The 25,332-nt window shown below is 56.3% G+C and carries 16 protein-coding genes and 1 pseudogene; 13 read left to right on the forward strand and 4 right to left on the reverse strand.

Going from position 1 to position 25,332, the window contains the following annotated elements; genetic code table 11:
* The first annotated feature begins 134 nt into the window (after nt 1-134).
* The 8 genes from DQX05_RS11920 to DQX05_RS11955 all read left to right on the forward strand — a co-directional run bounded on the left by DQX05_RS11920 (nt 135) and on the right by DQX05_RS11955 (nt 9,952).
* Nucleotides 135-1,418, forward strand: coding sequence for an adenylosuccinate synthase (locus tag DQX05_RS11920; protein ID WP_119793804.1), 1,284 nt, complete (start codon nt 135-137; stop codon nt 1,416-1,418).
* A gap of 162 nt (nt 1,419-1,580) precedes the next feature.
* The gene (locus tag DQX05_RS11925) at nt 1,581-2,246 is read left to right on the forward strand and encodes a spore coat protein (RefSeq protein WP_119793806.1); all 666 of its coding nucleotides are present in this window, start codon (nt 1,581-1,583) and stop codon (nt 2,244-2,246) included.
* A gap of 389 nt (nt 2,247-2,635) precedes the next feature.
* The gene (locus DQX05_RS11930) at nt 2,636-4,168 is read left to right on the forward strand and encodes a peptidoglycan DD-metalloendopeptidase family protein (protein ID WP_119793808.1); all 1,533 of its coding nucleotides are present in this window, start codon (nt 2,636-2,638) and stop codon (nt 4,166-4,168) included.
* Nucleotides 4,169-4,440: 272 nt separating this feature from the next.
* Nucleotides 4,441-5,175 carry a response regulator YycF gene (yycF, locus tag DQX05_RS11935; RefSeq protein ID WP_119793809.1) on the forward strand — a complete coding sequence of 245 codons (735 nt, stop codon included), beginning with the start codon at nt 4,441-4,443 and terminating at the stop codon, nt 5,173-5,175.
* Nucleotides 5,176-7,029, forward strand: coding sequence for a cell wall metabolism sensor histidine kinase WalK (gene walK, locus DQX05_RS11940; protein WP_119793811.1), 1,854 nt, complete (start codon nt 5,176-5,178; stop codon nt 7,027-7,029).
* Entirely contained in the window at nt 7,026-8,333 is a 1,308-nt protein-coding gene (gene yycH / locus DQX05_RS11945; protein WP_119793813.1) for a two-component system activity regulator YycH, read from the forward strand. The genes walK and yycH overlap by 4 nt, the downstream gene beginning before the upstream one ends.
* Nucleotides 8,334-8,387: 54 nt before the next feature.
* Nucleotides 8,388-9,134, forward strand: coding sequence for a two-component system regulatory protein YycI (gene yycI, locus DQX05_RS11950; protein ID WP_119793814.1), 747 nt, complete (start codon nt 8,388-8,390; stop codon nt 9,132-9,134).
* On the forward strand, nt 9,131-9,952 hold the full coding sequence (locus tag DQX05_RS11955) for an MBL fold metallo-hydrolase (RefSeq protein WP_119793816.1): 822 nt from the start codon (nt 9,131-9,133) through the stop codon (nt 9,950-9,952). The genes yycI and DQX05_RS11955 overlap by 4 nt, the downstream gene beginning before the upstream one ends.
* Here DQX05_RS11955 and DQX05_RS11960 read toward each other — a convergent pair.
* Nucleotides 9,924-10,130: a hypothetical protein gene (locus tag DQX05_RS11960; RefSeq protein ID WP_006678707.1), complete on the reverse strand. Its 207-nt coding sequence runs from the start codon at nt 10,128-10,130 to the stop codon at nt 9,924-9,926. The genes DQX05_RS11955 and DQX05_RS11960 overlap by 29 nt on opposite strands.
* 267 nt (nt 10,131-10,397) lie before the next feature.
* Here DQX05_RS11960 and DQX05_RS11965 point away from each other — a divergent pair, with 267 nt between their 5' ends.
* Together DQX05_RS11965 and DQX05_RS11970 are read left to right on the forward strand one after the other, a co-directional pair.
* Entirely contained in the window at nt 10,398-11,645 is a 1,248-nt protein-coding gene (locus DQX05_RS11965; protein WP_119793818.1) for a S1C family serine protease, read from the forward strand.
* Between the two features lie 125 nt (nt 11,646-11,770).
* Nucleotides 11,771-11,941 carry a CxxH/CxxC protein gene (locus DQX05_RS11970; RefSeq protein WP_119793820.1) on the forward strand — a complete coding sequence of 57 codons (171 nt, stop codon included), beginning with the start codon at nt 11,771-11,773 and terminating at the stop codon, nt 11,939-11,941.
* Nucleotides 11,942-12,715: 774 nt separating this feature from the next.
* Here the strand turns inward: DQX05_RS11970 and DQX05_RS11980 are convergent.
* A complete protein-coding gene (locus tag DQX05_RS11980; RefSeq protein WP_119793823.1) occupies nt 12,716-14,029 on the reverse strand; it encodes an MFS transporter in 1,314 nt (437 codons plus the stop codon).
* A gap of 111 nt (nt 14,030-14,140) precedes the next feature.
* Nucleotides 14,141-16,291, reverse strand: a complete 2,151-nt coding sequence (locus tag DQX05_RS11985; protein ID WP_119793825.1) for a YhgE/Pip domain-containing protein — start codon at nt 16,289-16,291, stop codon at nt 14,141-14,143.
* A 259-nt stretch (nt 16,292-16,550) separates the two neighbouring features.
* Between DQX05_RS11985 and DQX05_RS11990 the strand changes: the two genes are divergently transcribed.
* A complete protein-coding gene (locus tag DQX05_RS11990; RefSeq protein WP_119793827.1) occupies nt 16,551-17,513 on the forward strand; it encodes a DMT family transporter in 963 nt (320 codons plus the stop codon).
* Between the two features lie 506 nt (nt 17,514-18,019).
* On the opposite strand, the gene DQX05_RS11995 is transcribed toward DQX05_RS11990, so the two are convergent.
* Nucleotides 18,020-18,649, reverse strand: a complete 630-nt coding sequence (locus DQX05_RS11995) for a nitroreductase family protein (protein ID WP_119793828.1) — start codon at nt 18,647-18,649, stop codon at nt 18,020-18,022.
* Nucleotides 18,650-19,015: 366 nt separating this feature from the next.
* Here DQX05_RS11995 and DQX05_RS12000 point away from each other — a divergent pair.
* Nucleotides 19,016-24,390: pseudogene (locus DQX05_RS12000) on the forward strand (phosphodiester glycosidase family protein).
* A 364-nt stretch (nt 24,391-24,754) separates the two neighbouring features.
* Nucleotides 24,755-25,234 (forward strand): 23S rRNA (pseudouridine(1915)-N(3))-methyltransferase RlmH, encoded by a 480-nt coding sequence (gene rlmH, locus DQX05_RS12005; RefSeq protein ID WP_119793830.1) that lies wholly within the window; start codon nt 24,755-24,757, stop codon nt 25,232-25,234.
* Nucleotides 25,235-25,332: the final 98 nt, after the last annotated feature.

Genomic DNA, 25,332 nt, shown 5'->3' on the forward strand with positions numbered 1-25,332 from the left:
AACATTGATATGTGGCCGGTACGTAACGTTCGCTTTTTTATTGACTTCATCTTCTAACGCTGATACACTTAAAATGCTGCCTTCAGAAGAATGCAGCGAATATTGGTGTGTGAACACCCGACGGGGGTATGAAAATGTCTACAGTAGTCGTCGTAGGAACCCAATGGGGTGACGAGGGGAAAGGGAAAATCACCGATTTCCTCGCCGAAAGCGCAGATGTAGTAGCGCGATATCAAGGCGGTAACAATGCGGGGCACACGATCCTAATCAATAATAAAAAGTATAAGCTGAGCCTAATACCATCCGGCATCTTCTACACGGATAAAATCTGTGTCATCGGAAACGGCATGGTGGTCAATCCAAAGGCGTTAATCGAAGAAATTGGATATATTCACGATAATGGCTTCTCGACCGACAATCTCCGCATCAGCGATCGCGCGCATGTCATTATGCCATATCATATGGTGTTGGACGGGTTGGAGGAAGAACGCAAAGGACCGAACAAAATCGGGACGACCCGCAAGGGGATCGGACCTGCCTATATGGACAAAGCCGCGCGCAACGGCATTCGCATCGTTGACTTGCTCGACAAGGACGTATTTGAAGAGAAATTCCGCCATCTCGCGAAAGAGAAGAACGAATTGATCCGAATGTACGGCGGCGAAGAACTGGATATTGAAGCGACGCTGAACGAATATCTGCAATATGCGGATGCGATCCGCAAGTATGTCGTCGACACGTCCGTCGTGCTGAACGACGCGATCGATGCCGGCCAAAAGGTGCTGTTCGAAGGGGCGCAAGGCGTCATGCTCGATATCGACCAAGGCACCTATCCGTACGTTACGTCTTCTAATCCGACGGCAGGCGGCGTCTGCATCGGTTCGGGCGTGGGACCTTCCAAGATCGAAGAGGTTATTGGCGTGGCCAAGGCTTATACGACACGTGTAGGGGACGGACCATTCCCGACTGAGCTGAACTGCGAGACGGGAGACTTCATCCGCGAAGCGGGACATGAGTACGGCACCGTTACCGGACGTGCCCGCCGCGTCGGCTGGTTCGATAGCGTCGTCGTGCGCCATGCGCGCCGGGTAAGCGGCATTACCGGGTTGTCCCTGAACTCGCTGGACGTGCTGACTGGCTTGGAGACGGTCAAAATCTGCACGGCTTACAAATACCGTGACCAGGTGATTGAGCATTATCCTGCGAGCTTGAATATGCTCGCGGAATGCGAAGCCATCTACGAGGAAATGCCGGGTTGGATGGAAGACATCTCGCAATGCAAGACGATGGAAGATCTGCCGGAGAGCACCCGCAACTATGTGAAGCGGGTATCGGAGCTGACAGGCATTCCGATCTCGATCTTCTCGGTCGGGCGCAATCGCGAACAGACGAACCAAGTTCGTCCAATCTATCGATAAGTTAATGAATGAAGAGAAGTGATGCTAACCGGTTGTTCCTGAGAGGAACGGCCGGTTTTTTTTGCGCATTTGTGGGCATACTAGGAAGTAAGACAAATGCAACTCTACCCGTTCTCTCTTCCATTGCTAGACGGACGGGTAGCTGGCTGGGAGGCATCATTTATGCGTATGACGCTACGCATTTTCCGACTGATCGCCATCATCGTGACGGTCAGTGTATTATCCGGCTTCATCACGATAGCCACGACGGCGGTTGTCGTCGATCGTTATATTCAATCGGCGCTGAACACGTTTCAAATTCCGATTGAGCGGTCTTCTCTCACGCTCACCACGATGTGGGGGGAGCTGTTCGGAGGCGGTGGCAAGGCGCAGCAGGACAACAGCAAGCAGAAGCCGAAGACTCCGCAAGCCCCGGCAGCAGGTAAGGAAACTTCCGATCCGCCAAAGGAGGAGCCTGGTGACGGAGCACTGCCTGTGATGGGCGGAATCTCTTCCGCCGAAGCGGCTGAGCGGGAGCGGGTTGTCATCTCCCCCGATGCGTTGACCCGCAATAAAGAGGAGATTCCGGCATCCGACAAGGAGCAGCTGTTCGCGGCTCTGATGAAGAAGCTGCCCCAAGAGGAGATGCAGCGGTTGTCCACGCTGATGGAGGACGGCTTGACGGCGGCGGAACTGACGGAAGCCGAGCAGATATTGGCAAAATATTTGAATGACGAGGAATATGGTCAGATACTCGAATGGTTGAAAGGCAAGCCTGAAACGGAGGAAGAGCCACTCTCATCATCGAAGACGAATGGCCAAGCGGGCGATCCGGAAGGAACTCCTTAAATCTAACCGGGCCGGGCTGCTTAATCGAGAAGCGGCAGCTTCCCAATTCATGAATAAAAAACACGGTTATGGCGCATCTTGCATAGCAGGTGCGCCGTAACCGTGTTTTTTCGTTAAAAACCGGAAAGCTCCTTAATTTTGCCCATTTTTTTCGTCAGTTGCATTGTTCTTTCGACCTATGTTACAGTAGAAAAGGTGAAAAAAAGATGACAAAACTTTAACCATTTGTCGGGGTCCGCAGAATGATGCAGAGACAGAATGGATACGGATACAGGGGATCGAGCCTTGCCGGTACGTCGCATACAGGCATGTATGGCCACCGATCGATGTCCCGATGTAATCGGCGCTAGAAGTCTTGATATCAGATGTGAATCAAAAAGGAGACTGACATGGAACGTTACGATAGCGATCACCGGACGGATGAGAAGCATTCGGACTCAGCCAGCCGGTGGCAACAAATAAAGGCAGCGTGGCGTCGGATGATGCCGGAATCCGCCCAGCAGTGGATCGCTGCTTATAAAAAGCAACTCGGTCTGACTCTGGGAGGGGTGGCGCTTATCGCTGCTTCGATCTGGGGCGGAACCGCCTATGTTCATGCCAATACGGTAGCGTATTTTCACGTATATAACAATAGTGAATGGTTGGGAACGGTCTCCAATGTGGACGAGCTGGAGTCGTTCTATGCGAAGAAGCAGCAGGAAGAGCAAGAGAAATATCCGAACGCGCATATCCAGATCGATACGAAGAATATCCGCACGGAGCCGGATTCCGGCTTCAAGGCGAAGCCGACGACGGAAGAGACGGTTGCCAAGCTGGATAGTGTGCTGAAGCCGTATGCGGCTGGCGTCCAGCTCAAGGTGAACGGCAAGAGCATCGGCATCGTGAAGGATGAGGCGACGGCAGAGAAGATTCTCGCCCAGATTAAGTCGAAGTATTCCGGCAAGGCAGGCGCAGGCACGTCGGCCAAGGAGGTCAAGGTGCTGTCTGCGCCGGTCCGTTCCGCGAATGCGACGAAGGCGATGTCCCGCGTGGAGTCGGTCGAGTTCCGCGAGCGGGTAAGCATGGAGGAGAGCAATACCGATCCGCTGCAGGTGCTGCAGCCGGAGGAGGCGCTCCGGATGCTGACGACTGGCGTAACCAAGCCGGTCAATTATGCGGTGAAGGAGGGCGACACGCTCTCTACGATTGCCCAAAAGCAGAATGTGCCGCTGGAGACGATCTACCGCAACAACCCGAACGTCGGGGAAGAAGTGCTGAAGCCGGGGCAAGAGTTGGATCTGACCGATGCGAAGCCTATGATTACGGTGAAGACCGTGGAAGCATACAGCGAATATTTGGTGACGGAGCCGCAGCGGATCATTAAGGAGGATCCGGACATGCGCGCCGGCGAATCGAAGGTCGTGCGCAAGGGCAAGCAGGGCTTGAAGCGGATGTCATACCGTCTAACGAAGGATAACGGCAAGCTGACTCATGAAGAGTGGATTGAGCAGGAGGTAATCGAGCCTTCCATTCCCGAGATTATTTTGCGTGGAACGAAGGTGGTGCGCGGCGAAGGGTCAGGAACCTTCGATTGGCCTGTCAACGGGGCTACGCTGACCAGCGGCTTCGGCAGCCGCTGGGGCCGGACGCATAAAGGCATCGATCTCGTATCGTCCGATCGCTCCATCATGGCAGCGGACGAAGGCATCGTTGTTTTTGCCGGACAGAAGAGCGGCTATGGCAATGCCATCATCGTCGACCATAACAACGGCTACAAGACGCTATACGGCCACCTCAACTCGATTGGCGTTAATGTCGGTGATATTGTGGAAAAGGGACAAGATATCGGCGTGATGGGCAATACGGGCAATTCGACGGGCACGCATCTTCATTTTGAGATCCATGTGAACGACGAAATTCAGAATCCTTTAAAATACTTATAATTCGAGTAGTTGAACAACCTATTATGAACGATACCGAGGCGGGAGAAGCACTCCCGCCTCTTTTTGGTGCATCCATGGCAGAGCTAGAAGGAAAACAGACAAAGAGAACAATTTATAAAATTTGTCCAATCCGGGGTTGACATTCGGGATGTGCCGGCAAATATGGTAATATAGAGGGACATGGATAGTGTGGGACTGATTCTATCGATTCATGGCAAGTTGGAACTGATCATAACAGGGGACATTTTCAAGATAGAGAGAGGTGTGGCTTCATGCACGGCAAAATTCTCGTGGTGGATGATGAGCAGCCGATAGCGGATATTCTTAAGTTCAATCTGGAAAAGGAAGGGTACGAGGTCATCTGCGCCTTCGATGGCGGTAAGGCGGTCGAGCTGGCGTTGTCGGAGAAGCCGGACCTTATCCTGCTTGATCTGATGCTGCCGGTGAAGGACGGAATGGATGTATGCCGGGAGATTAGACAGCATCTTCATATGCCGATCATTATGCTGACGGCGAAGGATACGGAGCTGGATAAGGTGCTGGGTCTGGAAATGGGCGCGGATGATTATGTAACGAAGCCTTTCAGCACGCGCGAGATGCTGGCGCGGGTCAAGGCGCATCTACGGCGGCAGAACAAGGCGTCCGCTCTGGCGGCGGCCGATGAGCAGAGTACGGATAACGGCGAGAAGCAAGGCATGCGGCTGCATGAGCTGTTGATCGACATTGACATGTATGTCGTGTACAAGAACAAGGAAATGCTCGATCTGACCCACCGGGAGTACGAGCTGCTTCATTATCTGGTTCGAAATGCGGGCAAGGTCATGACCCGGGAGCATTTGCTGCAGGCGGTATGGGGGTATGAATACTTCGGCGATGTCCGTACGGTAGACGTGACGATTCGCCGCCTGCGCGAGAAGATCGAGGATGATCCAAGCAAGCCGGAATATATCATTACGCGGCGGGGCCTCGGTTATATGATGCGCAACCCGCGTAACGGGGGCTTCTAAATGAAGTGGGGGATCGGCCGTTTTTTTCGCACCATCCAGGCGAAGCTGATCATTATTTACGTATTGCTTATTCTGATCGCGATGCAATTAATCGGTGTGTACTTCGTCAGCTCGATGAAGAATTCGTTGACGCTGAATTTCTCCCGGGATCTGCGCAATACGGCGGGGCTGCTGTCTCTGTATACGGGCCAGACGTTAAAGGGCGACGACACGGTAGACAATCCGAATACGATTAAAGAGATCGATCGGTTCGTGCGCAACTTCATCAATATGAACGGTATGGAGATTCAGGTGCTGGATGCGACGGGCCGGGTATTGACGACCTCGTCCCAGACGAATATGGAATATGTCGGCCGTAAAAATACGGAGCCGGTCGTGAACCGCGCGCTGCAGGGCATCAGCTATAACGAGGAAGTCATCATCGACGACAATAACGTTCGCAAGCAGATTGTGGCCCAACCCGTCTACTCGAACGGGAAGCTCGTCGGCGCCCTGTATATCGTCGCGTCGATGAAGGAGCTGTACGAGACGATTAACGGAATCAACCGCATCTTCTTCTCGGGGATGGCGATCGCGCTCGGCTTGACGGCGGTGCTGGGCATCATTCTCGCTCATACGATTACGCAGCCGATCAAGGAGATAACGAAGCAGGCGACGAAGGTGGCGGAGGGGACCTTCGATGGCGAAGTCCCGGTGCTCGGCACGGACGAGATCGGACAGCTGAGCGAGGCGTTCAACTATATGACACGGCGGCTGCAGGAAGCGCTCAATGCGAATGAGGAAGAGAAGGAGAAGCTGGCTTCGATCCTGACCAATATGAGCGATGGCGTTATCGCGACGGACGATGCGGGACAAGTCATTCTCGTGAACCGCCGGGCTTGCCTGATGCTGGGGATCCCGGAAGCCGATGCCTTGGGCCGGTCGATCGCGGGGCTGCTCAGCATTCCCGATCAGCAGGTCGACCAGCTCGTCAGCAGTGAGAACAACGGGATGCTGCTCCCGGCGCGCGGGGATGATGAAGCGGCCCAGCCGGGCAGCGATACGGTGCTTCGTATCTCGTTCACCCCGATTCATCGCCGCGGCGAAGGCATGACTGGCTCGATTGTCGTCCTGCAGGATGTGACCGAGCAGGAGAAGCTGGAGCAATCGCGCCGCGAATTCGTCGCGAATGTGTCGCATGAGCTGCGCACGCCGCTCACGACGATCAAGAGCTATGCGGAAGCGCTGGAGGACGGCGCTCTGGAGGAGAAGGAGCTCTCCGAGCGCTTCGTCGGCGTCATCCGCAATGAGACGGAGCGGATGATCCGGCTCGTGACGGATCTGCTTCATCTGTCGCGGCTTGATTCGAAGCAGGCGATTATGCGCAAGCAGCCGACCGATATTGCCGAGATGCTGGAGGATGTGCTGGACCGCTTCTCGTTCCAATTCCGCAAGAAGCGGATAACGGCGAAGGCATCGGTCGAGGGAACCAACGCTCCGGTCGTCATCGACCGCGATCAGATCGATCAACTGCTCGACAATCTTGTGTCGAATGCGTTGAAATATACGCCGGATGGCGGCGAAGTCACCTTGTCCGCCCTCTTCCGGGAAGATAAGCCGAGCGTTGAGGTGAACGTGAGCGACAACGGCATGGGTATTCCGCAAAAGGATCTGGAGCGTATCTTCGAACGCTTCTACCGCGTCGATAAGGCGCGATCGAGAAATATGGGAGGAACCGGTCTGGGGTTGTCCATTGCCCGGGAAATTGTGCGGGCGCATGGCGGGGATATCCGAATCGAGTCGGAATGGAATGAAGGCACGAAGGTGACCTTTAGTCTTCCGGTGTCGGCCGAAGGGAGTGACCCAAGCGTATGATTGAGCGGCTGAAGACGATATTACTCACCGTGCTTGTGCTGCTTAGTCTCCTCCAAAGCTTCTTCCTGATGTACAGCATGCCGTATTATAATTTCGAGAAGAAGACGTCCAGCGACTACATCAAAGCAGAGCCGCTCGGACCGGAGGAACGGCTGGAAAATCTCGTCTTCCCGGAACAGATGATTCTTCACCTGGGAGAAGACAAGCATACGATGCTGTATCCGGGAACGACGTTCTATAATATTATCATGAAGCGCCTGCAGGGGCGGACGTATGACGGCTTCCAATACCGTCCGGTCTCATCGGTCGAATGGGAGCGGGTCCGGAAGCAGAATGAAGGGATCGAGTTGAGATTCAACTCGCCGGTTCCGGCGAAGCTGCTGCAGCGGGTATTTCCGCTTGGGGATGACACCACCTTCCTGGAGGAGACGATCAAGCGGATGTGGGTGTATGCGAATCCCGAGTCGAACGAGGTGAGGGTGTACTTCTTCAATGCGAAGGGAGACGCCGTCTATGAATCGACACGGGCCGATCTTACGGTCCAGGATGTCACGCAGCAGGTCGAATTCGGCCGCACCTGGACGCCGTATCGCATGGTCGGCGGCATGTTCTATCTGCCGGAGGAACCGCTGGAGGCGGTGGAGGTGGAGCTGCCGTACGAACAGATTACGGTGGAGCAGATGCAGCGCAGCCTGTTCTTCGACCCGACCTTGACGAAAAATATCGTCGCCGGCAACTCGGAGATTTATACCGACGCCAAGCGCGGCCTGGAGATTAACCGGGGAGAGCATTGGATTATCTATTCCGATCCGGCGGTGACGACGGAGGGGAGGCAGGATGTCGCAGCGGATGCGACATCGGCGGTCCGCTTCATCAACCAGCATGGCGGATGGAACGGGAAATACCGCTTCACGCTGCCGAACCCGAACGGGAGACAGGCTGGATTGTACGGCGGGGTGAACGAACGCGGAGTCGTCATGCGGTTCGAGCAGTATTGGGGCTCGTATCCGGTCGTCAGCACGCCGGAATTCCATTTCGGCTATATGCAGGTCACGATCCAGCAAGGAACGGTTACTAGTTACGAGCGATCGCTCATTCAGCTGTTCAATCGCTCCGCCGAGAAGGAGATTCGCAAGCTTCCGGCCGGCGACGTTTTGCTGGACAAGCTGAAGACGCTCGGGCGGCTGAATGAGATTGTCAGCGTCGATCCCGTCTACGTGCCGCATTACAGCATGGAGACGATTCACTTGGTGCCTACGTGGCAGGTGAAGTTCAATGATGGATCGACAACGCTGCTGCAATAGGGCGAATCCTGCCCGATGCGGAACCGGAATCATGAAGCGCAAAGGAGGATCGGCATGGACTGGAGTCGGGCCAAAAATATTTTAATATACGCGTTCCTGTTGCTGAATATTGTGCTCGGCTACCAGCTGTGGCAGGATATTCGCGAGCAGCTCCATTCCGATCTGGACTGGACGTCGCTATCCGAGGAGACGCGCCAGATGATGGATGTGAAGAGAATTCAGGTAACGTCCAAAATACCGGCGGAAACCCCGGCGCTGCGCGAGATTACGTACCGGTTCGTCCGGCGTGACCCGGAACCGGTGTCGCTCGAGGATCCGCAGGACAGCACCATTATTTTCGCGGAGAAGGATCTGGTGCGCGGGCTGCAGGGAGAGATTCCCCAGATTAAGATGTACCGATATGATTCGTTCGGCGGAAGCGTCGACACCCTCCGGCTGCACCAGCGGCTGGCGAACGGGCTGCCGATATTCGAAGTGACGCTTGAGTTGAGCACCCGCAGTCAGAAGATTACTGCCTACCGGCAGCAATATGTAGAATTGATCGAGCCTAAGGTCAATCAGGAGCAAAAGATTTTGTCCGCGTCCAAAGCGCTGCAGAGTGTGATCGACAATGTGCTGGCGCCCGGCTCGATCGTGAAGGATATTCAGCTGGGCTATCATGGCCAGCTCTTCGAGGCAGATACCCAGGTGGCGGCGCCTTCCTGGCGGATTTTGCTCGAAAATGGCGAGGTGTACTACGTGAACGCGATGAATGGAGCGGTGGACAGTTCGGAAGCGGGAAAGAAGGAGAACGAGAAATGAGTTTACGATTTTCAGTGTTGTCGAGCGGTTCGACGGGGAATGCGACCGTAATCCAAAATGACGATGCGACGGTGATGATCGACGTCGGTCTGAGCTGCAAGCGGACCGAGCAGCTGCTGGAGGAGCAGGGACTCTCCGGCAAGCAGATCGACGCGATCTTCGTCACGCACGAGCATTCGGATCATATTAAAGGGTTGGGCGCGTTTGCCCGGAAATTCGATCTCCCCATCTATGCCAACGAGAAGACGTGGGCCGCGCTGGAGAAGCATGTCGGCAATATCGCGGAGGAGAACCGCATCGTCATGCAGACCGGCGAAGCCCGCGACTTCGGCGATCTGCGCGTGGAGTCGTTCGGCATCTCGCATGATGCGGCCGAGCCGGTAGCGTATCGCTTTTTCGAGGGGGAGACGAAGCTGGCGGTGGCGACCGACTTGGGTTATATGAGCGATAAGGTCCGTGACGCGATCGCCGATTCCGATGTGCTCGTCATGGAGTCGAATCATGATGTCGAGATGCTTCGTGTCGGGCGGTATCCATGGAACATCAAGCGACGCATATTGAGCGATCTCGGCCATTTGTCGAACGAAGCGGCGGGCGAGGCGCTGTGCGAGGTCGTTACCGGCAACACGCGCCGTACATATTTGGCGCATCTGAGCCTGGATCATAATATGCAGGATTTGGCCCGGTTGACGGTGCAGGATGTGATGGAAGGCAAGGGCCATTTTTTCAAAGAGAGCGAGTTCCAGTTGAAAGATACGTATTATGACCGTCCGACCGCATGGGATAAGGTTAACGAGAAGTCTCCGGTTCGTCGGTAAGCCACCGATCGACTTCGTGTGCTTTGCGCGCGATGTCCTCATCGGTGATGAGCCCTTTCTCGACCAGCAGTTCCATCAAGGTGGACAAGGCGAGCGTAAGGCGGTACTGGTCTTCCTTCAAATCGGCAAGCTGCCCCACAATATTTACGTCCGACCAAGCGGAAGAGGCTGTTTTCATGTGCATTTCCTCCTTCAAAAGGGAATAGGATGGTAAAGAGTTACAATGCCGTCTCTTTTCTCTCAACGTGAACGATGTATGATAGAATATGTACGAGGAAATGAAATGATGACATGCCTGATGCATGAACCGTCCGCTGCAGGCATCTCATATATAGTGTTGACCGTTTGAAAGCCTGGCATTCCTGTGTAATGGGTAGTAGGATGCATAGAGTCGGAGCAGCAGCCGAACGTGGCGAGAGCCCGGGGTTGAGGGGAGTGGGTTCGGATGGGCTTGTTTGAGGATGATTTTTTCTCACCGAAGGTGAGACGGCGGATCGAGCGCAGATGGTGGTATCGGCGTGCCACAGCTCCCCGTGACGGCTGGAAGCGGATTAGACGGTCAGGAAGCGGCAAGTGGTCCACGGCGCAGGTCGCCGTGGTCAGTTCAATCATTAGTGCGTTCGTCGCCGTCATGCTGTACAGCTGGCTGATCGGCTCGGGGGAGGCAGGCTCTTCCGCCGTGGCCGTCGCCGGCAATGTGATGACGAACGATCCGTACGAGCGGATCGTCCAGGCTGCGGACAAGGTCAGTCCGGCCGTCGTCAGCATGGTCAACAAGCAGAAGCAGATCGGCGATGAAGACGGCGTGGCCCAGGATCTGAATCTCGGCTCCGGGGTCATCTTCAAGGAGGACGGAGGCAAGGCGTATGTGCTGACGAACGAGCACGTCGTTCAAGGCGCGGACGAATTGGAGGTTGTACTGGACAACGGACAGCGCAAGAACGCCGAGCTCGTCGGCAAGGATCGCGTCATGGATGTCGCGGTGGTCCGGATTGACGCCGCCGGCGTGACGGCCGTCGCCGAGATCGGTGATTCCGGTACGATTCGGCGCGGCGAGACAGTCATTGCCCTAGGCAATCCGCTCGGCTTCGGCGGGTCGCTGACGGCTGGAATCGTCGGGTATACGAACCGGTTGATTCCGGTATCGCTGAACCAGGACGGGGTATACGACTGGGAGCAGATGGTGATTCAGACCGATGCCGCGATCAATGAAGGCAATAGCGGCGGGGCGCTTGTCAATCTGAACGGCCAAGTGATCGGCATCAACACGATGAAGATCGCGACTACGGGCGTGGAAGGATTGGGCTTCGCCATTCCGATCAATGAAGTGATGGATACGGTCAATCAGATTATGGACGCAGGCAAGGTGGTGCGGCCGTACCTCGGCGTCTATACGGTTGATGTCACCAATCCGTACGCGCCGATTACCGAGGAACAGCGCGCAGACATCCGGCTCCCGAAGGAAGTGAGGGAGGGCGTAATCGTGCTGGAGTCATCCGGCCCCGCCAAGCAGGCCGGCTTGAAGCTGAACGATGTCATCGTCCGGTTCGATAAGCAGGAGATCGGTTCGACATTGGAGCTGCGCAAATATTTGTACGAGAAGAAGCATATTGGCGAAAGCATGGACGTTCAGTTCTATCGCGATGGCGTGCTTATGACGGTGACCGTGATATTGGCGGATAAGCCGGACTAATCGGGACACAATGACAAGAGAACGGGGCCTGTCCGCGACGATGTGAATTCGTTTGGGGGTACCGGAATCGGAGCAATGACTTTTCCAATACTGACAGCAGGTTAGGCAAGAAAGAGGGAACATGCATGTATGTCGTCTGTAAAGAACACGTAGAATTGGCAATCGATAAATTCGTAGATGAGTATGAGGATGCACCCGATCTGGTCGATTTGGACGAGGTTGAATTCAGCGATTGGGAGAAGCCGATCAAATGCTGCATGAATTGTGATCAGGAGGCCAAGTTTCTAATCGTGTGAGGGACAGGAGAAGAATATCGTGCGCAGCACGGAAGAGCAAGGGCGCTGAACCGGGAGGTCGGCGGCCCTTGTTTTTTTGTGCGCATCGCTGTGGATAAAAGGCATAAGTAAACCGGAGGGAGGTTGTCCACATGTGGATAAGATGGCCGATGCCGATGAATCTGGTTATCCACAGCATCGTAGAATAAGGATGCCGGATGACGTTGCTCGCGAAATGGGCCTGGGCCGGTTAGAGGAAGATGTCGGAAAAGGAAGGGATTGGGGAGGCAGGGGGCAAGCGCGCTTATTGGCAATATCCCTCTCGCTCAGGCTTGAATTAAAAAATGGAATTGGATCTCCTATGGAGAGAATGGGATGCACGATAGGTATAGAGGTAAGACGATAGGTATAGAGGTAAGTTGTGAAGGTCAAGAGAAGCGAAGCTGAAAGGGGAAGGGGGGCAGCCCTTTTGTTCAATCTCCCCGTCGTTCAGGGCTATTCATCGCGAATTCAAATTTTGCCGAAATGAAAGCTGGCAGACGGGCCTGAGTGAGTGGGATAGTGCCTGTAAGAGAAGAAATACCGAGATACCGGTGAAGAGAGAGGTGAAGGTTGGAGTGAAGGCTGGGGTGAAGACTGGGCTGAAGACTGAGCTGAAGATTGAGGTAAAGAGAGCCCCACAGCACTGGTAAAGCCGCTGAGCCGACGGGATAGAGACAGGGCAGGTAGGGAATACGGCCCGAGCCAAAAAGCAGCAACCGGAGACGAGGTCTCCGGTTGGTTACATTCGCTCGCTTATAAGGCGGGGGCACTGCCGGTGCGGGGTCGGCGGCGGAAGCGGCCCGTGCGGTTCGGGCGGTCCTCCCGGAACATGAAGAAGTAGCATATGGCCGAGGTTACGTAGAGGACGCCGGTGATAGAGAAGGTCATCGCGTAGCCCCAATAGTAGCCGTACGAGGTCACGAGATACGACTGGACGGAGCCCATGCTGGCCCACCCGAGCATGAAGGCGGTCTGGGTAAGGGAGTTAGCGATACTACGTCTCGAATCCGATATGCGGTCGACCATGATGGCGGACTGAATCGGATTGGCCGCGTTCATGAGCGCCTGCCGGAACAGGAAGCTGATGGATGCGATAAGCAGCAGGTTCGTGAAGCCGGTCAGCAGCAGGAACGGCAAGGACATCAGCTGAAATAAGACGACGGCGCGCACTTGACCGACACGGTTGACCAAGGTCGGGCCGATGAGCATCGAGACGATGGTCATCACCTGGCCGAGCGAGATCAGTAATCCGACGGCGGTCAGCGAGACCGAGAACCGGTTCGTAAAATACAGGTTCAAATATGGCACGACCAAGCCGGAGCCGAGGCCGACGAGAAGCTGGCAGAACGTCAGGCGGCGGATGACCTTCCATTCCCGCTGCTTCGCCGCGGCGGGCGCCGGTTCGGAGGCCAGTACGGACGACGGAGCTGGAGCGGGTTCCGGCTTCTGCGCGGCCTGCTTGCTCTCCTTCACCAGCAGCAGCGGCAGGAAGGCCGCGAAGCTGGCGGCGCCGCCGATGAGCAGCACCGACTGGAGGCTGATGATCTTGTTCCAGCCGAACGCTTGCAGGACATCGGCCAGATAGCCGCCGCCCATGCTCCCCAGCACCTGCGCGGCCAGCACCATTGAGGAATGATAGCTGAACAGCTTCAGACGCTGCTCCTTCGGCGTATTTTCCGCCAGGAAAGGAATCGCGATCACCTGGAAAAAGGCCGCGAATATGCCGGTAAAGACAGCCAGTACTTGCAGGCTAAGCGGCGCTTCGGCGAAGGCCCGCAGCATGAAGCTGATGCCGGTCACCAATGACCCGGTAATCAGAATCCGCTTGCGGCTGGATCGGTCGCCAAGCAGTCCGATCGGGATGAACAGGATCGCTGTCGCCAAGGACTGGATGCTAATGATGGTCCCGTTCATCTGATCGTTATAGCCGAGCGATTGGATATATAGATTGTACAGAACGGAGAACATGCCGGTTCCGATCTGATAGAGAAGATTGGCAATAAAAAACAGCTGGATATTCCGGTTCGAGCTTCGTATCTCTGTCGTTGCATGATGAAAAAAGCGCATTTGTGTCACGCCCCCATTTTTCTTGCTGCCTCTCTCATTGTAACAGGGGGGAATGCGGGAATAAAGAGGCCTTGTTGGGAAAGACCTCCCCGGTATGGTGGAAATTACAGGTCAATGGATCAGCTTGCTCTCCTTCGCTTTGCGCACCAGCCCCGCGCTAGCCTTGTTGATCGGGCTTTTGAGGACGAGGCCGATTAGGAGGAAGAGGCCGGCGACGACCGCTAGCACGATGATGTCGCGCCGTACAATATCCCATAGAATGCCGCCGACCGCTTCCCGCATCATGCTGATCGCGTAGGTGAACGGCAGGAACGGATGAATCGCCTGGAAAAAAGGCGGTGTCGTCTGAATCGGGAAGGTGCCTCCGGAGCCGGCGAGCTGGAGGACGAGCATCACGATGGCAAGCGCCTTCCCTACGTTGCCGAAGACCGAGACCAGCGTGTAGACGGCAAGCATGAAGACGGCGCTGATGATGAGGCCGAAGACGACGAACCAGCCCGGATGCAGCACATAGGCCTTGAGCAGATAAATATCGCCGGTCGTCACGAACAGCGACTGGAGCAGGGCGATGGTCAAGAAGGTGAAGTATCGGCCGAAATAGATTTGAACTTTCGTATAATGCTTATCCTCTTCATGAACCTCCACCGTCAACAGTGAGACGAGCAGCAGCGCTCCGACCCACAAGGACAGCGTCGTGAAGAAGGGAGACATGGCCGATCCGTAGTTCGGAATCGGGAACAGCTTATTCTCCTTTAGGATGACTGGCTCCGCGAAGAACTCGCTCTCCTTCTCGAAGTTGTTCTTCAGCAGATCGATAATTTCAGTAATATCGCCCTGTTCCTCGAACGCACGAATTTTGTCCCCAAATTCCGTAATATTGGCCTGGACGGCTGGCAGGTTCTTTTGAATCGCCGGAATCTGCTCGGTACCGATCGCGATCACTTTCGAAGCATCCTTCAACAACGTCTCGATGTCCGGAATATTCTTGATGGCATCCTGAAGTACTTGCTGCACTGTGGCGATGTCCTCGGCCGCCTTGTCCACGCCCTGCAGCATGGCAGGCATAATCTCGCTGTCGTACCGGTTCAGCAGATCCCCCGCAATCGCTCCCGCATCCTGGGACAGCCGATTCAGGTGGTCCAGCAGATCGGCGCCGACCTCTTCGCCGCGATCGACGGCCGCCTTAATCTCGTTGACGGTCGCGACCTGCTGGGCAAGCTTGTCCGAGAGCTGCCGCAGTCTGTCGGTGACGCCGTGGAGCTTGCCGCCGGTGACCGCTTGGCTAAGCCGGTTGAACCAGTCCGCCGTGCTGTCCGCAATCTTCACGGCTGCGCCCAGCTTCTCCGAGAGCCGCCCAAGACCTGTGCTGGCCAGCGACGGATCGGCGGTGATGTTCTGGAGAATCGCCGTAACCTGGTTCACCGATTCGGCTGCCTGCTGCAGGGTGCTCAAGTCCTGCTTAATGAACGGGGAGATAGTCTCGATCCCTTGCCGGCTGTATTGGAGCAGATCGGCGAGCTTGGAGGAGAATTGCTGCGCGTCCTTGGCCAGTTGGGTGACGGTAGGCAGATTCTTCAGCGCTTCATTGACGATCCGGTTCGCCGTATTCACGTCTCGCATCGCGGTATTCACCGCATCCGAGAAGCGCGGGAACGATGCTTCCAGCTTGAACACGAGGCTCTTCACCTTCTCAATCGTCGGAAGCTCATTGGACAGCTCAACCCCGAGCTCATTGAAGATTTTGAAAATCGTCCGATTGGCCGTTCTGACGAAGTTATCGCTGACCTCCTCGATGATGCCGGTGGCGCCCTTGGACGTAATTTTCGGAGCGACCGCATTTATTTTTTCATTCACAAAATAGAGAATCTCAGCCTTGATCGGTTCCTTCGACAGGACGGACCCGATACGGGTGGAGAAGTCCTCCGGAATGATGATGGTGGCGTAGGAATCGCCGTGGCTTACGCCCCTCATTGCTTTGTCCTTGTCGACGAAGGTCCAGCCGATAAGGGTATTGGTCTTCAGATTTTCAATGACCTCGTTGCCGATATTGACGGGGTTATCCATAATCTCTGCCCCTTGATCGAGGCTGACGACCGCGATCTTGATGCCGCGCGTATTGCTGTACGGATCCCACGATGCTTCAATATTGAACCATGCATACAGGGAGGGAAGAATGCTCAAGCCGAGAATGATGACGGCGGCGGCCCAATTGGAGCCGATTCGCTTCAGGTCGTCCGCATAAATGGAAAAAATATGTCTCATGATGGCCTCCGCTTCCAAGGTAATGTTTTCAGTATTTGCCAAAGGAAATGCAATCATGCGGAAGGGAAGGCGAGGACGAAGGAACCGATCCGTGTACGTGGTAAATGTATGCGCTTGCTGGGTTTGCACGGAATGTCTTTATGGAAAATGGGAGGCGTTCCCCGATCTTGACAAATGGCGCGGATATGAGAGGATAGATGAGTTACTGAAGAAAACATTCATGATTCTTCTGAAGTCAGACAGAAAGAAGTGTGTTCGCGTGAAAAAATACGCCATCTATCTTATGCTGGTCGGTGTGATGGTCGCATGGGGCTTGAACGTAATCGCGACGAAGGTGCTGGTGTCGAATTTCATGCCGGTCACGATGACTGCATTCCGCATTATGACGGCGGCGCTTAGCGTGTTCCTGCTGCTCGTTCCGATGCGTCAGCTGCGGCTGCTGCGGGGCAAGGAATGGGGTTATGTGCTGGTTGCTTCCTTGTTCAATGTGGTGGGGCATCATTATTTTTTGTCGCTTGGTCTGGCCAATACGTCGGCTTCCAACGGCGGCTTGATTCTCGGTCTGGGGCCGTTATTAACGACGCTGATGGCGATTCTGTTCCTGGGCACCCGGATGACCTGGTTCAATATGACCTGCATCGTGCTCGGCTTGTCCGGCGTCGCCTTCATCGTTACGCATGGCAGCTCGGGGATGAGCGGCGTCTCGATCGGGGATGTGTATGTGTTCCTGGCCATTCTGGCGCAGGCGATAAGCTTTATTCTGATCAAAAAGATGTCAGCCACGCTCGATCCGCGGCTGATGACGGGATATATGCTGTTTTTCGGGTCTTTCGGATTGTACGCGTTAAGTCTGGTGCTAGAGCCGGAGGGGATGGCCAGCATGGTGCAGACCGATATCGGGCTGTGGGCGGTGTTCCTCGGTTCGGCGGTCATCGCCACGGCCGTCGGTCATATGACGTACAATTACGCAATCGGCCAGGTTGGTGCCGCAGAGGCGTCGATCTTCATCAATCTGAATCCGTTCTTCGCCTTGATTGGATCATCGCTCCTGCTGGGCGAGGTGGTCACGATCGTGCAAATGTCGGGCTTCGTGCTCATTCTGATCGGCGTCCTCTTCGGCTCGGGCGCCCTTGAGGAGTGGCTGCGCCAGCACCGTCTGCGGAAAGGGGATCATCGCGGCTATCGGGCGCCGGAGAGTAAAGGCTGCAGCAGCGGCTCTTGATCTTTCAGGCGGAAGACGGGAAGGTGGCGGGAAGTATGAATCGGACGAGGTCAGAGGAAGGGCTGTTCCATAAGTTAGGTTTTAACTACAGTGAGACAGCCCCACCCTGCTCCACACAGCACGACTTGCCGAAAAAGCTGCGAAAATACAGTTTTTCCTTATAGCGTTTACTCCGTTACCGAAATTCCTGCAAAACGGCATCAATTTAAGCCATGCCAAAGGATTGAAAGCATAAATCGGCGAAAAATGATGCACTTTTGCACGAATTCTACCAGATAGCAGCTGAAATAGCGTAAATTACTGCACAATTGCAGGATTCGCTGCCTCGACGATCTTCCGCCGCTAGTCCCGCCACCAGTCCGTCGCCGTCTTTTCCACCTCTACATTCTCTGTTGCCCGTCTTGCCCTGCGTCATTATTCAATGCCTATGGGAAAGTCCCTTTTTGGCGTGGCTATGTAGTGAAACTAAAGCTTCCCGCCAGTGGCTCGTGATCGAATAGTCCCGGTTAAAAGCGCTGCTGTGTCACAAATTCCCGCACCGGCTTGCGGTAACCGCGAGGCCGCAGGCTGGATGTATCTTGCTTGCCAATCGTGATCAGCATGACCGGGATGTATTGGTCAGGAATATTCAGAATCGCCCGCGCCTTCTCCGGATCGAAGCCGATCATCGGGCAGGTATCCCACCCTTTGGCTTTGGCTGCGAGCATGAATTGCATGGCGGACAGGCTGGCATTGCGAATCGCTTCATCCCGCTTGAACGTCTCTCCGCGCTCTTCATAGAATCGGAGCGTAGCCTCTGCCATCGTATCCACCTCTTGCTGGCTCAGCACTCCAAGATGGACCAACCCTTCGTTCAGCTCCCGTACCTTCAGATGAGCTTCCGTGCTTCCCAACACGGCAATGACGCCAGAAGCCGTCTTCACCTTGTACTGCTTGTTCGCTGCCTCGTATAGCTGCTCCTTGAGCTCTCCATCCGTCACGGTGACGTAATGCGTATGCTGCAAATTGAATGCAGACGGGGCGAACTTAACCAGCGAGAAGATCTCTTCCAGTTCCGCCTCGGAGATAGCAATATTCTCAATAAACTTATTGGCGGATCTTCTTTGTTTGATGATAGCTTCGAAATCTTGTGTCATCGTCAACACGCCTCCTTTGAAAATCGTTCAGGGTCCATTTTACCACCTCCACTTATAAAAAGTAAGTGCATATTATATTAAAATTAACGTTATTTTTGTTATTTTAATTTTGAGACATGCAAACCGAGTCCGACGAATTGATAAGATTTTGATAAGAATGGGCTTCGGACGGCCCGGGAGCGGATTTTTGTGCTAATTGAATCAGCCAGCTTGCAGTGAGAAAGGCGGGTGGAGATATTCTGCTAATTTTGACAATTTAGAAGGACATACACGCCGAACGAAACACATATCGCTGCTCTCGGCCGCATACATATAGGGTCTTAAGGGAGCTCTCTGAAATTTTATTTTAGGAGGAATGGATGAGGGGTGAAATGGAAACGAAAGAGGCCGGCCATGCTTCTAAGTCTGTGCCTGATCTGGTCGCTGCTTGCTCCAGCCGGACAAGCTCTGGCTGCCGGGCTTCCGCAGACCGAGTTCGGGCAGGTGCTGGATCGGAGGCAGATGGAGATCGGCCCGGGAGCCACTTACACCTGGTACAACATGAAGCTTCCGCAAGGCTTGGAGAAGGTGCATTTCATCGAATTCGATCCGAAAAATGAGGCGCTCGATCTGCAGCCGGGCATGACGGACGGCAAGGTGTACGGCATGCAGGGGGTGACCAAGATGGCGAGCGATGCGGACAAGCAGGGGAATCGGGTCATTGCGGCCATCAACGGCGATTTCTATGATATGTCCACCGGCGTGCCGGTCGGCCTCTTCATGGGGGATGGCGAGATTCTCGTCAGTCCGCCCGAGCCCGCCAACTGGTACGCCTTCGGTCTGAAGGAAGACGGCACGACCATCTACGGGTTGAGTCCAACCCTCAAGCGGACGCTGCATATCGGCGGCAAGGATGTGGAAGTATCGGACATCAACCGCATGCGCGGCCCGGGAGACAAGCTGATGCTGTACACGTCCGCATTCCATACGTCGACGATGACGAATCAGCTTGGGGACGAGGTGGTACTGGACGTGCTGTCAGGCGAGGTGAAGAGCGGGCAGACGCTCAAGCTCAAGGTGTCCGAGCTGCGGCTGCATGCGGGCGATACGCCGCTCGCCGAGGGCAAGGCGGTCTTGTCGGCGGCGGGTTCCTACCGCGAGTTGCTGCAGGGACTTCAGGTCGGAGATGAGGTCACGATCGACTTCGAGCTGGAGGAAGCGTGGCGCGACGTGAAGATGGTCATCGGCGGCGTGGCTCAACTGTTGAAGGACGGCGAGGTGCAGCCGCAGAGCGACAAGGCGCTCTATCCGCGTGTCGCGATCGGCACGAAGGCCGACGGCTCGATGGTCATGAGCGAGATTGACGGCCGGGCGCCGGGCTTCAGCGAGGGCGTGTCGTATGATGACCTGGCGAAGGTGATGAAGGACATCGGTGTCGTCAACGCGCTCTGTCTCGATGGCGGCGGCTCCTCTACGTTCGTGGCGCGACTGCCGGGGGTGCCGGAGCGCCGCATCTTGAACCGCCCGTCAGACGGCGGGGAGCGGAAGACCGCGAACGGGCTGCTGCTCGTGACCGAGCTACGCTTTCCGGATGCAGTGCGCACCTTCGCTTCCGGCGAGAAGGTTACCCTTCAGGTTAGCGTCCTGCGGGACGGGCAGGAGATCGTGGCCGATAACAGCCGCTTCACTTGGCGGGTGGAAGGCCCGATCGGGACGATCGATGAGGACGGCGTCTTCACGGCAACGGGCGACACGGAGAAGAGCGGACGCATTGTCGTCGCTTACGGAGGTATTGAAGCCTCGATGGAGGTCAATGTGGGATTGCCTCCGGTCATTTTGGAGGATTTCGAATCGGGCATGGACAGGTATTTGACGACAAGCGGGGACCGCTACCAAAGTGTCCGCGTCAGTGAAGAGACCAATGAGGATTTCATCCGCTTCGGTTCTTCCTCGGCCAAGCTGGAATATGATTTCCCCGATACGGTTGGCATATCCGGCGCCTATCTGGCCGTGAAGGATGATGCTTCTCGGATCCAGATTCCGGGGTATCCGGAGACGATCAGTGTCTGGGTCTACGGCGACGGCAAGGCACACTGGCTGCGCGGCCAGATCCGCGACGGCAATAATGCGGCAGTGGCCCTTGATTTCACGGAAGAGAAGGTCGGTGTTGACTTCGTCGGATGGCGCTACCTGGAGGCGGAGGTGCCGAAGGGAAGGCCGCTGCCGTTAACGATGGATCGCCCGATTCGGTATATGGAGACGAAGAATGACAACAAGACGGCGGGGGTTATTTATATCGATCAGATTCGGGCGCTGTACGGGCCTGCTGATGATGATCTGGATCCGCCGATCTTGAAGGACTTCGCCCCGGCTGACGGCAGCACGGTGAATACGGCGACGCCGGAGATTCATGTGTACGCCGAGGATGCCGGGTATGATCCGGTGGCTCATCCCGGCACGACGCTTATCGATCCCGATTCGATCCGTATGATGGTCGACGGGAAGCTCGTGCCGCACAGTCTGTACCCACCTATGGGCGAAATCACGTATATTCCGTCGGTGCCGCTCGCGGACGGCGTGCATACGGTCAAGGTGCGGGTCAAGGATCTGTCTGGCAACCCGACAGAGAAGGAGTGGATGTTCGAGGTCGATACGGGTGCTCCGAAAGTAACGTATACCGGTCCGGATAATGTGTACGCCGGCGGCACGTATACGGTCGATGTTACCGGTCTCCGTGCTTCCGACATCCGCCGGGCAAGCATCGCGTTCGAGTTCGACTCGGCGCAGGCGGAAGCGCTGGAGGTCGTGCCTGGCGCCAAACTCAAGGATGGCCAGCTTGCGTCAACGGTGGATCAAGCCAGCGGCGCGGTGGAGCTTAGGCTCACCGGCCTGTCCGATCTGTCCTTGTCGGACGAAGATATGCTGGCGCAGATCCGGTACCGGGTAAAGACGAACACTGAGGGCGAGCTGCGGGTGAATTTCCAATCGGGGTCGATCGCGTTCGCCGGTCAGGATGACGCCGACTTCGATTACTTTGGGCTGCCGCTCGTGGCGGCGGTGCAGTACCATTTGCGGCTGAACTGGAACCCGGACGGCATCGCTCAAGGCAATGAGACGGTGTTCGGCGTCGTCGATGAGCAGGGCCAGCCGGTAGAAGGCGCCCGGCTGATGACGGCGGACGGGCAGGAGATCGGCGTGACCGATGCGGAGGGCAAGCTTGCAACCCGCGCCTTGACCGAGACGGTGACGGAATATGAGTTGCAGGCGATGAAGGATGAGCGCTACAGTCCGGTCGTGAAGTTCAAGGTATCGCCGCTTGCGGGCGACAGCGAGCCGTACAATATCAGTGTCGCGATGGGTGCTGATCCGGCTACGGCGCGCGGATTCACCTGGCATACGCATGCGAACGTGGAAGCGACGGTGGTCGAGGTGGCGAAGCAGGACGGATTTTCCGGCTTTGACGGAGCCGGCGTCATCAATGTGAACGGTACGAGCAGCCTTTATCACACTTGGGATATCGGTACCGTGCGCGTGCACAAAGCGGTCGTGGATGGGCTGGAGCCAGGCACCGCTTATGTCTATCGTGTCGGCGACGGCGACAGCCATGTGAGCGAGGGCTCGTTCCGGACGGCGGGAACGGCGGAAGATCCGACCAAGTTCTTATTCTTCGGCGACTCGCAGGCCTCCAATGCCGCCGGCTTCAAGCTGTGGGGCGATATTCTTCGCAAAGCGGCCGCCGATCATCCGGACTTTGATTTCATTCTGCAGGCCGGAGATATGGTGGAGGACGGCTTCAAGGAGAATGAATGGAATATGTGGTTCAAGGAAGCGCAGGATATATTGACCGATACGACGATCGTTTCGGTGGTCGGCAACCACGAGGTGACGGGCACCCGGAAAAATGATGATTTCCTGGCGCATTTCAATAACCCGCAAAATGGAATCGACAGTCTCAAAGGCAGCAATTATTCCTTCGATTATCACAATGCCCATATCGTGGTGCTGAACAGCGAATATGACTTCGAGGCGCAAAAGGAGTGGCTGCGCCGCGACCTGGCCGCCACGGACAAGACGTGGAAGATTGTTACCTTCCATCGCGGTCCGTACGGCAGCATCTATGATTCCGCCCATATTCGCGAGGCGTGGACGTCGACGTTCGACGAGTTCCATGTCGATCTGGCGATGAATGGGCATGACCATGTCTATGTCCGTTCGTATCCGATGCGCGGCGGGAAGCCGGTCGGTGAAGGCGAGGGGACGACGTATGTCGTCAGCGGCTCGACCGGACCGAAGTTCTACGCTGTGACGGAGCGTGAGTGGCAGTATAAGGTGGACGGCGAGCAGACGCAGATCTACGGCGTCGTGGAAATTCGCGGCGGCGAGCTGACGTTCACGGTGAAGACGCTTGGCGACCGGCTGGTCGATCAGTTCACGCTGCGCAAGGGCGCGACGGAGCCGGTGCCTCCGGCTGAGGTCGTGCTGGATCCGCCGCAGCCGAAGCTGGCGGTCGGGGAGAGCGTGAAGCTGCAGGCGACGGTGCTGCCCGGCCGAGGCGAGCGACAAGACGGTGACGTGGTCCGTCTATAGCTCTTCCGCAGATGGCGTCGCTTCGGTTCCGGCGGACGGTGTCGTGACCGCTCATGCGCTCGGCACGGCCGTCGTTCGGGCGACGAGCGTCGTCGAGGCGGTTTATGCCGACAGCGTCATTACGGTCGACCGCTTGCCGGAGATTATTGTTGACGAGGTCCGGCTTGACCGGACGGAGGGCACCTTGAAGGCGGGCGAGACCTTGCAATTGAACGCGTCCGTGCTGCCGGACACGGCCGATCCGTCGGTCATCTGGTCGGTGTACCGCTCTGCGCCGGAAGGCATGGCGACGGTAAGCGACCACGGCCTGATTACGGCCGTGAAGCCGGGGACGGCGGTCATCCGCGCCTTGAGCCAAGCGGATGCGTCGAAGTACGCCGGCTTCCGGCTGACGGTGATGCCGGCCGTGGAGCCGCCGAAGCCGGATCAAGAGCCGGAGCCGGAACGGCCGAGTGATAGCGGCGGCTCCCGGACAGAGCCGAGTGTGACGCCGAAGCTGCCGGAGCCGGCCGCGAAGGGGGAGCCGGGCCGGATTGGCGTGAAGGCGAAGCGGGATCCGGGCGGCGCTCTCGCCCGAGCGGAGGTGACGGCTGCGATACTGGAGCAGGCGCTGCAGGGCGTCGCGCCGGATGGGCGCGGCGTGAAGAGGGTCCGCATTGAGGTGGATGCGGACAAGGACGCGACCGGCGTCGCGCTGTCGCTGCCTGCGGCGGCGGTGTCGGATTCGAGCCTGCGGCAAGAATACGAGATCGTGACGCCGCAGGCGACTGTGATGGTACCGTCGGGACTGGTGCCGGAAGGGGCGTTGGCGGACGATGCGAAGACGGTGAGCATCGTCATCGCCCAGGCCGACCGCAGCGGATGGCCGGCGGGGCAAGCGGGATGGCTTCTTCGGGCCACATTATGCGGTCACCCGCCAAGATTTGTTCACGATGACAGCGTGCGCACTGGAGCACGTCGGCAAGCTGAAGCTGATGCGCGATCCGGCCGTGTTGACCACGTTCGCCGATCATGAGAAGATATCCGGCTATGCGAAGGAGGCGCTTGCCGCCTTGTTGGAGGAAGGGCTTATTCAGGGCAGCGGCAGCAAGCTGCGTCCGGACGGATACGCGACCCGGGCCGAAGTCGCGGTCTTCTTGAACCGGGTATTGGCGTTGGTTCAGGAACAGGAATGAGCTATTAAGTAGCAGGATAGGGTAGTGAAGTTGCTGGATTGGGCGCTCTCTGTGTGAGGGCGCCTTTTTTATGCCTGGGGTTCGTGGGTATGCTCAAGGTCTTATCGTCATTATCCCATTCGGTCAGGATAACGGGAATGGAGCTTGAGGTGAGTCGAGTATGGTTTTGGCGGAATCGACGTGTAAGTTATAGCTGCTTATGGGGGTGCTGTTGATAGCAACGCGAGCGTGAGGGGATATCTGGCGGCGTTGAATAGACGCGCTGAGGAATTGTCGGGTACACTAGAAGCAAGGATGGAACTTTAAGAGGCGATGGTTCTCTTTTGGATAAAGTAAACAGAACGAAATGGGGTAAGCGAGACGAATGTTCATTCAATTGGTATGCGTTGGGAAGCTGAAGGAGAAATATTTGGTGCAGGGGATTGCGGAATATAGCAAGCGGCTGGCGCCCTATGCGAAATTCCAGGTGGTCGAGGTCCCTGACGAGCAAGCGCCCGAGAAAATGAGCGACGCCGAGGTGGAGCAGGTGAAGGAGCGGGAAGGCGATCGCATCCTCGGCCACATCAAGCCGGATGCGCATGTGGTGGCGCTGGCCATCGACGGACAGCTCTGGTCGAGCGAGGCTCTGGCCTCCCATATCGATCGCCTGACGACTTATGGGACAAGCCATATCGTCTTTGTCATCGGCGGCTCCAATGGCCTGTCCGACGCCATCCTGGGCCGCGCCCAGACGAAGCTGTCCTTCGGCCGCATGACGCTGCCGCATCAACTGATGCGCCTGGTGCTCGTGGAGCAGATTTACCGGGCGGTGAAGATTAATCGGGGGGAACCGTATCATAAGTAGGGCGAAATTTTTTATCTTAATCGCTGGCTGGGCGCAATGAATTGAATCAAATTCTAATATATAGTGCGCCCGTTTGAATTTATAGGGAAAAATTATAC

The sequence above is a fragment of the Paenibacillus thiaminolyticus genome, from assembly GCF_003591545.1.
GTDB lineage: Bacteria > Bacillota > Bacilli > Paenibacillales > Paenibacillaceae > Paenibacillus_B > Paenibacillus_B thiaminolyticus_A.